At 62.7% G+C, this 7,602-nt stretch carries 9 protein-coding genes; 6 read left to right on the forward strand and 3 right to left on the reverse strand.

Annotated elements, in window-relative coordinates:
- Positions 1–162 precede the first annotated feature (162 nt).
- The gene (locus tag AC1DVW_RS26595; protein ID WP_477240272.1) at positions 163–309 is read right to left on the reverse strand and encodes a hypothetical protein; all 147 of its coding nucleotides are present in this window, start codon (positions 307–309) and stop codon (positions 163–165) included.
- 364 nt (positions 310–673) lie between these two features.
- Between AC1DVW_RS26595 and ku the strand changes: the two genes are divergently transcribed.
- Entirely contained in the window at positions 674–1,546 is an 873-nt protein-coding gene (gene ku, locus AC1DVW_RS26600; protein ID WP_477327094.1) for a non-homologous end joining protein Ku, read from the forward strand.
- 9 nt (positions 1,547–1,555) lie between these two features.
- The gene (ligD, locus tag AC1DVW_RS26605; RefSeq protein WP_477327096.1) at positions 1,556–4,057 is read left to right on the forward strand and encodes a DNA ligase D; all 2,502 of its coding nucleotides are present in this window, start codon (positions 1,556–1,558) and stop codon (positions 4,055–4,057) included.
- Positions 4,058–4,135: 78 nt separating this feature from the next.
- Here the strand turns inward: ligD and AC1DVW_RS26610 are convergent, their stop codons facing one another.
- Complete coding sequence (locus AC1DVW_RS26610) at positions 4,136–4,810, reverse strand: ArsR/SmtB family transcription factor (protein ID WP_477240281.1); 675 nt, start codon at positions 4,808–4,810, stop codon at positions 4,136–4,138.
- Positions 4,811–4,878: 68 nt separating this feature from the next.
- Here AC1DVW_RS26610 and AC1DVW_RS26615 point away from each other — a divergent pair, with 68 nt between their 5' ends.
- From AC1DVW_RS26615 to AC1DVW_RS26625, 3 genes are all read left to right on the forward strand, one after another.
- Positions 4,879–5,097 carry a DUF1127 domain-containing protein gene (locus AC1DVW_RS26615; RefSeq protein WP_477327098.1) on the forward strand — a complete coding sequence of 73 codons (219 nt, stop codon included), beginning with the start codon at positions 4,879–4,881 and terminating at the stop codon, positions 5,095–5,097.
- A 96-nt stretch (positions 5,098–5,193) separates the two neighbouring features.
- Positions 5,194–5,526: an NIPSNAP family protein gene (locus tag AC1DVW_RS26620; RefSeq protein ID WP_477327100.1), complete on the forward strand. Its 333-nt coding sequence runs from the start codon at positions 5,194–5,196 to the stop codon at positions 5,524–5,526.
- Positions 5,523–5,867 carry an antibiotic biosynthesis monooxygenase family protein gene (locus AC1DVW_RS26625; RefSeq protein ID WP_477327102.1) on the forward strand — a complete coding sequence of 115 codons (345 nt, stop codon included), beginning with the start codon at positions 5,523–5,525 and terminating at the stop codon, positions 5,865–5,867. The genes AC1DVW_RS26620 and AC1DVW_RS26625 overlap by 4 nt, the downstream gene beginning before the upstream one ends.
- On the opposite strand, the gene mbfA is transcribed toward AC1DVW_RS26625, so the two are convergent.
- The gene (gene mbfA, locus AC1DVW_RS26630) at positions 5,864–6,847 is read right to left on the reverse strand and encodes an iron exporter MbfA (protein ID WP_477240288.1); all 984 of its coding nucleotides are present in this window, start codon (positions 6,845–6,847) and stop codon (positions 5,864–5,866) included. The genes AC1DVW_RS26625 and mbfA overlap by 4 nt on opposite strands.
- A 178-nt stretch (positions 6,848–7,025) precedes the next feature.
- On the opposite strand from mbfA, the gene AC1DVW_RS26635 reads away from it, so the two are divergent.
- Complete coding sequence (locus AC1DVW_RS26635; RefSeq protein ID WP_477327104.1) at positions 7,026–7,349, forward strand: hypothetical protein; 324 nt, start codon at positions 7,026–7,028, stop codon at positions 7,347–7,349.
- Positions 7,350–7,602 lie beyond the last annotated feature (253 nt).

Raw genomic sequence — 7,602 nt, forward strand, 5'->3', positions numbered from 1 at the left:
ATGTCCTAGGACACTAGGCCTGCCGGCGGCGGCGTTAAAGCCTCGGCGTTGTCGCACGTCGTCTGTCGGCGAGCACAGGGCGCTCGGCACGATAGGTGGTTGCGCGGTGGTTTGCGCCCGGTCTGCAGATCCGGCTGTTATGACGCGTCTCGAAGGTCATGATCAGTGCGCGCTGACGCCGAGCGAGTTGCCGCGACGTGCGCAGGCCGGGCCCGGGCCGCGCATGTAGTAGCGCTCCGGCCGATAGCTCGGCGCGACGAATTCGCGGATGGCGGCGGCATAGCCAGCGATGTGATGCCAGAAGTTCATTTTCCTTGGTCCCTGTCCCGATTTCGGATGTCCCTTCCGAATTACGGGCATCATAGCGTCGATGCGTGAATAGTCGGTGAACACGATGTTAATCTCTGGTCGAAAAGGCCCTGGTTCGTGGCCGGAATGCGGCTGATTCGGGGTCTTTCGGTGCAGTTCGTCGGCATTTCGCCCAATGTGACTTTTGCATCACATATGTTTCGCCTGAATGTCGCTTGGGCGCGGTTCTGTTTCAATATTTGCCGAAGCCACGAAATTTCCGTGCGCGGCGCTCGCAAGCGCCTTGGCCCTGCCAGATGTGCGGCCGGAACCGGAAGGGGCTTTGCCCGTTCTCGGTTGAACCGCATCGCGCAGGGAGTTTGTCATGGCGCCTCGTCCAGCCTGGAAGGGCTATCTGAAGCTGTCGCTGGTCACCTGCGCCGTCGAACTGACCAACGTCGTCACCCATACGGAAAAGGTCTCGTTCCGGGTGCTCAACCGCAAGACCGGCAACACCGTCAAACGCATCTATGTCGATGGCGAGACCGGCAAGCCGCTGGGCGATGGCGACGAGATCAAGGGCTATGAGGTCAGCGACGGCGATTTCGTCCATATCGAGGAGGACGAGATCGAGGCGGTGCAGATCGAATCCTCGCACACGATGAGCCTCGACGGCTTCGTCGACAAAGCCTCGATTCAGCAGATCTATCTCGACACGCCCTATTATGTCGCGCCGGCCGACACGGTGTCGGAGGAAGCCTTTGCCGTCATCCGCGATGCCATGGCTGGCAAGAAGATGGCGGGACTTGCCCGCATCGTGCTCTACAGCCGCGAGCGCCCTGTTGTCATCGAGCCACTGGGCAAGGGCATGGTGCTGACCACTTTGCGCTACGACAACACCGTGCGCCAGCCTGATACCGTCTTCGGCGACATCAAGGCGGTGAAGACCGATCAGGAGATGACCGATCTGGCCGAGCTCATCATCGACAAGAAGAAAGCCACGTTCGATCCGTCGCAATTCGACGACAAATACGAGGACGCCCTGCTCGAACTGATCCGCGCCAAGAAAGCCGGCAAGAAGGCGCCGGCGGCGCAGGCCGCGCCAAAACCCTCCAACGTCGTCAATCTGTTCGACGCGCTGAAGCAGAGCCTGTCTTCGGATGGCGGTTCATCAAAGGCTTCCTCGTCGGCAAAGGCCAGGTCGCCGGCGAAAGGTGCGAAGCCGAAAGCCGCCGCCGCCAGGCGCAAATCGGCCTGAGGATACGAGATGGCCGGTCTCGAGCAGTATCAATCCAAGCGTGATTTCAAGAAGACCGCCGAGCCGGCCGGCAAGGTCTCGCGCAGCGGCAAGGACAAGGCTGGCGGCATCTTCGTCATCCACAAGCATGACGCGACAAGGCTGCACTACGATCTTCGCCTCGAGCATGACGGCGTGCTGTGGAGCTGGGCGGTGACGCGCGGCCCGAGCCTCGACCCGCACGAGAAGCGGCTGGCCGTGCACGTCGAGGACCATCCGATCGACTATGCGCCGTTCGAAGGCACCATCCCCAAGGGAGAGTATGGCGGCGGCACGGTCATCGTCTGGGACGAAGGCACCTGGACGCCTGAGATCGACCCGGCCAAGGCGATGAAGAAAGGCCATATCAGCTTCGAGCTGCACGGCCACAAATTGCATGGCCTCTGGCATCTGGTCAGATTGAAACCCCGCGCCGGCGAAAAGCGCGACAACTGGCTGCTGATCAAATCCGACGATGCCGCGGCCCGCCCCGGCGAGGACATTTTGCAGGAAGCTCCGAAATCGGTGAAGTCGGGCCTGACGATCGAGGAGGTCGGCGCCGGCAAGACCGCCAAGGGCAAGGCGCCAAAAATCTGGCATTCCAACAAGCCGGCCGCCGGCAAAGCGAAGCTTGCTGCGGCAAAGCGGCTCGACTTCATCGAGCCGCAGCTGGCCATGCTGGAAAGAGATGCGCCGGCCGGCAAGGACTGGCTGCACGAGGTGAAATTCGACGGCTACCGCATGCAGGCGCAGCTTGCCGGCACTGAGGTGCGACTGCTGACGCGCACCGGCCTCGACTGGACGGAGAAATTCGGCGGCGAGATCGTTGCGGAGCTCGGGCGTCTGAAATGCACCGATGCCGTCATCGATGGCGAGATCGTCGTGCTCGCCGACAGCGGCGTCTCGTCGTTCTCCTTGCTGCAGCAGGACCTGTCGGCGAACCGGACCAACCGCTTCATCTACTATGTCTTCGACCTGATGCGTCTCAACGGCCAAGATCTGCGCGGCGAACCGCTGGTCGAGCGCAAACAGGCGCTGCAGGACCTGCTCGGCAAACAGTCGGACGATTCGGCGCTGCGTTTCAGCGACCATTTTGCTGAGCCCGGCAAGATCATGCTGCAGCACGCCTGCCGCATGGGGCTGGAAGGCATCGTCTCCAAGCGCGCCGACGCGCCCTATCGCAGCGGCCGTGGCCCGGCCTGGGTCAAGTCGAAATGCACGGCGCGACAGGAATTCGTCATCGGCGGTTATTTGCCGTCGGAAAAGACCGGCCGCGGCCTGCGCTCGCTGCTGGTCGGCTATTTTGAGGCTGGCAAGCTGCACTATGCCGGCCGCGTCGGCACCGGCTTTTCGGCCGGGATGGCTACCGGCCTGAAGAAAAAGCTCGACGCTTTGAAAGCGGACGCATCGCCCTTCGCGGCGGCCGTGCCGAAGGGCAAGGGACTGGTCTGGGTCAAGCCCGCGCTGGTCGGCGAAGTGGAGTTTCGCAGCTGGACCTCCGACCGTATAATACGCCACGCATCGTTCCAGGGATTGCGCGAAGACAAGCCGGCGGAGGAAGTCGTGCAGGAAAAACCGAAAGCATCGACAGCCGGGAGCAAGGCAAAGCCGACCCCGACGAAATCAACCGGGACGGCGCAAACCGTCGTCAAGCTCTCCCATCCGGACAAGCTTTTGTGGCCCGAGGAAAAGATCTCGAAGCAGGACCTGCTCGAGCACTACGCGCTGGTCTGGCCGCGCATGCAGCAATTCGTCGTCAACCGGCCGCTCAGCTTGGTGCGGGCGCCGGACGGCATTGGCGGCCCGCGCTTCTTCCAGAAGCACGCTTCGGCCGGCATGCACGAGAAAATCGCCAGGATGAAGGACCCGACGGATGGCGAGGAGATCTTGTTCATCCGCGACTTCGACGGCCTTGCCGCTCTGGTCCAGAACGGCGTCGTCGAGGTCCACATCTGGGGCTGCACCATCGAGAAGCTGGAAAAGCCCGACCAGATCGTCTTCGATCTCGACCCCGACGAAGGCGTCGACGCCAAGGCGGTACGTGATGCAGCGCTCGATATCCGCGCGAGGCTCGATGATTTGTCGATGCCCAACCTGGTCAAGACATCGGGCGGCAAGGGCTACCATGTCGTCGTGCCGCTGAAACCGTCGGCCGATTGGGAAGAAGTAAAGACCTTCGCCCATGATTTCGCCCGCGCGCTGGAGCAGGCGGCACCGGACCGCTACACGGCGACGCTGTCGAAGAAGGCGCGCACCGGAAAGATCTTCGTCGACTATCTGCGCAACGGTCGCGGTTCGACGACGGTCGCGCCCTATTCGTCGCGTGCCAAGAAGGGCGCCACCGTGTCGATGCCGGTGACATGGGCGGAAATCGAAGCCGGGCTGGCGCCGAACGCCTTTCCAATCGGCGACAAGACGACGCTGAAGCAGCTGGCCAAAGCCGATCCGTGGGCGGATTTCTTCAAGCTGGGCAAGGTGTTGAAGCGGAGCTGAGCCCCATGACTTCGTCATCCTATGGTCTGCGCCGCGTCGCTTCGCTCGTTGCTCCGCCCGTGGATGACGAAGTTCAGTTCACCCCAAAAACACTTTCTCGAATGCCTGCTTGCCCACCGGCGAGAACACCACGGCGCGGCTGTCCTTCTCGCGCCGCGCCCATTTTTCCGAGATGATCTTGTCGAGGATAGCCGCGCCCAGCGTGCCGGCCAGATGCGAGCGCCGCACGCTCCAGTCGAGGCAGGCGCGGCACACCGGCCGTCGCGGCTTGGTGTAGACGTCGATGCCGATGGCGGCGAAATGCGAAGCGGCCGCCGGACCGAGCCGGATCTCCTTGTCCTCGCGCAGCAGGATGTGTTTGTCGACGAGACGGTCCAGCATTGCCACCGCTTGTTCGCCGGCAAGATGGTCGTAACAGACCCGCGCCACCCGCATCGCCGCGTCGCGCGGTCCTGGCCGCACACGCTGCGGCCCGACTGAGGCGGCGACGCCGGTGATGGCCTCGATCATGCCCGCCACTTGCGGGCCGGCAAGGCCGTAATACCGATGCCGTCCCTGGCTTGCCACCGTCAGCAGCCCGCCCTCCAGCAGTTTGCCCAGATGCGAGCTGGCGGTCGGCAATGACACGCCGGCCTCCATCGCCAGTTCGCTTGCCGTGAGCGCGGTCCCGCCCATCAGCGCATTCAGCATGTTTGCCCGCGCCGGATCGCCGACCAGGCTGGCGATGCGGGCTATGTCGGGTCCTTCGCGCATAGTTCGTTCCTCATCGAAGCATTCTTGTCAGATAACCACTATTCTCCAGTGAGATCAAGGAGACGACGATGACCACAACAGCCGCTTCGACCTCCGCACCTGTCGCCCGCCTGCCGTTCCCGTTCTTCGCCTTGCGCCGGCTGCGCTTGCGGCTTCTGGCCCGCTGGTACGACCGCCATCTGCAGCGTCTCGACCTCGCCGAGATCGACGATCATTTGTTGCGCGACCTTGGCCTGACACCAGAAGACGTTCGCCGCGAATGCGCGAAATCCTTCTGGCAGACATGACCAGCAAGGGAATTGCCTAGCACGTCGATCCACACAACGTTTCGATCCGGCTCGAACTGTCCGCGCAAGAAATATCCAACCGTCAAGGAGACAAAAATGGCCATCACCTGTTTCATCCGCTACGAGATCGACCCGTTCGGCAAGGCGGCGTTCGAGGAATATGCCCGCAACTGGGGCCAGGCCATCCCGCGCTGCGGCGCCGATCTGATCGGCTATTTTTCGCCGCATGAGGGGTCAGCCACTACGGCCTACGCCATGTACAACATCGACAGTCTGGCCGCCTACGAGGCTTACCGCGCCCGGCTCGCCGCCGATCCAGCCGGCAAGGCCAACTACGAGTTCGCCAGGCGGGAAAAGTTTATCTTGAAAGAGGACCGCATCTTCCTGAAGCTGGCTTCAGGTCCACACGCTCCGTTGGTGAAGATATGATCGCTGTCATTTTCGAGGTCGAGCCGGCGGCAGGCAAGCGCGATGCCTATCTCGGCATCGCCGCGCAGCTGCGCCCGCTGCTCGACGGCATCGACGGCTTTGTCTCGATCGAACGCTTCCAGAGCCTGGCCGACCCGAACCGCGTCCTGTCGCTATCGTTCTGGCGCGACGAGGAAGCGGTAAAAGCCTGGCGCAACACCAAGGAGCACCGGCAGGCGCAGCAGGCCGGCCGCGGCGGCATCTTTGCCGGCTACCGACTGCGCATCGCGCATGTCGTGCGCGATTATGGGCTGACGGAAAGGGCCGAGGCGCCAGCGGATAGCCGGGTGGTCAACGGCTAAGCATTCCCGATCAGCACGCCGGCCGCAAACACCAGCGCGCCGCCCAGCACCACCTGGAAGGCGGCGCGCAGGAACGGCGTCTGCATGTAGCGGTTCTGCACGAAGGCGATGGTCCACAGTTCGAAGAACACCACCACCGCTGCCACCGCCGTCGCTGTCCAGAATTGCGGGATGAGATAGGGCAGCGCGTGGCCTAGGCCGCCCAGCGTGGTCATGATGCCGACTGTCAGCCCGCGCTTCAGTGGCGAACCGCGCCCGGACAATTTGCCGTCGTCGGACGCGACTTCGGTGAAGCCCATCGAGATGCCGGCGCCGATCGAGGCGGCGAGACCGACCAGAAGCGTCTGCCAGGTATCATGTGTGGCGAAGGCGGCGGCGAAGATCGGCGCCAGCGTCGACACCGAGCCGTCCATCAGCCCGGCCAGCCCCGGCTGCACATAGGTCAGGATGAACTGGCGCTGCTCGGCCGCCGCCTCCTCATCCTTCACTGCGCCCGGCACATGCTGCTGTTCGAGCTGGTGTGCCGAGCTCTCATGGCCCTGTTCGGCCGCCGCCAGATCGCCGAGCAGCTTTCTGGTCGAGGCATCGGTGGTGCGCTTGGCGGCCTCGACGTAGAACAGATAGGCTTGCCGCTCCATCGCCTCGGCCTGCTGGCGCACATGCTCGATGCCGAGCGGGCGGACCAGCCAGTCCGCCTTGCGTTCGTAATAGCCCTTCACATGATCGCGGCGGATCAGCGGAATGCGCTCGCCGAAACGCTTGCGGAAAAGCTCGATCAGCGCGTCGCGATGGCCGTCCTCTTCCTCCGCCATCGCCTCGAACACTTTGGCCGATTGCGGAAAGTCTTCCGCCAGCCCGTCGGCATAGGCGCGATAGATGCGCCCGTCATCTTCCTCGGACGAGATGGCGAGCGCCAGGATCTCCTGTTCCGAGAGCGATTCGAAGGAACGGCGGCCAAAGCCGAAAACACGCGAAAGCATGACAAATTCACCCTAGTTTAGAATTATTCTAAACTAGGGTTTGGAGTACTCTGGGTCAACCGAGCGCGTCGCTCGGCGGTCAAAATTATTTGAACCGGAAATCCGGCGGGTGCCTCTTCGTTATCGGTGAATGTTCGCCTATATAACTGAACCTAAGCCAAGACAGAGGAATTCGCAGATGACGGCAAAACCGCACACCGATGCATTTGACCCGAAACCCGTTCTCGATCTCATCGCCAGCATCGAGGCCGATCTGCAGCGGCTGAAGGGCCTGGTCGAACAGCAGGTCGAAAAATTCGACCCCGCCAACCCGCACAACAAGGCGCCCGACGGCAAGCTGACCGAGGAGGGCGTCGAGTGCTGCTACCGCATGTTCGACGAGGGCAAGTCGCGCTATTCGGTGGCCCAGCAGATGAAGATCTCCTTCGCCGCCGCGACGCATCGGTTCAACACCTGGCGCAAGATGGGTGGCAGCAAGAGGCAGAGGGCGCTGCTCGGATAAGGAGCGGCCCCCGCGCTTTCGTCATCCTCGGGCTTGACCCGAGGATCCTGTGTGTTGGTTCGGGTGTATGGTTGAAGTGGGAAGGAGGCCGAGAGGATCCTGGTCATCCCTTTCGGGATAGTCCGCGGCATGGCTCGGTCCCTTCCCACCACTGAACCATCAACCTGAACAGTTGCACGGGGCTGTTAGCAGCAGACCCCGCACCACAGGAAGAGGCCTGGACATGATAGTGCAGAACTATGTCGGCTGCGAC

It is taken from the genome of Mesorhizobium sp. P3_B5 (genome assembly GCF_056402815.1).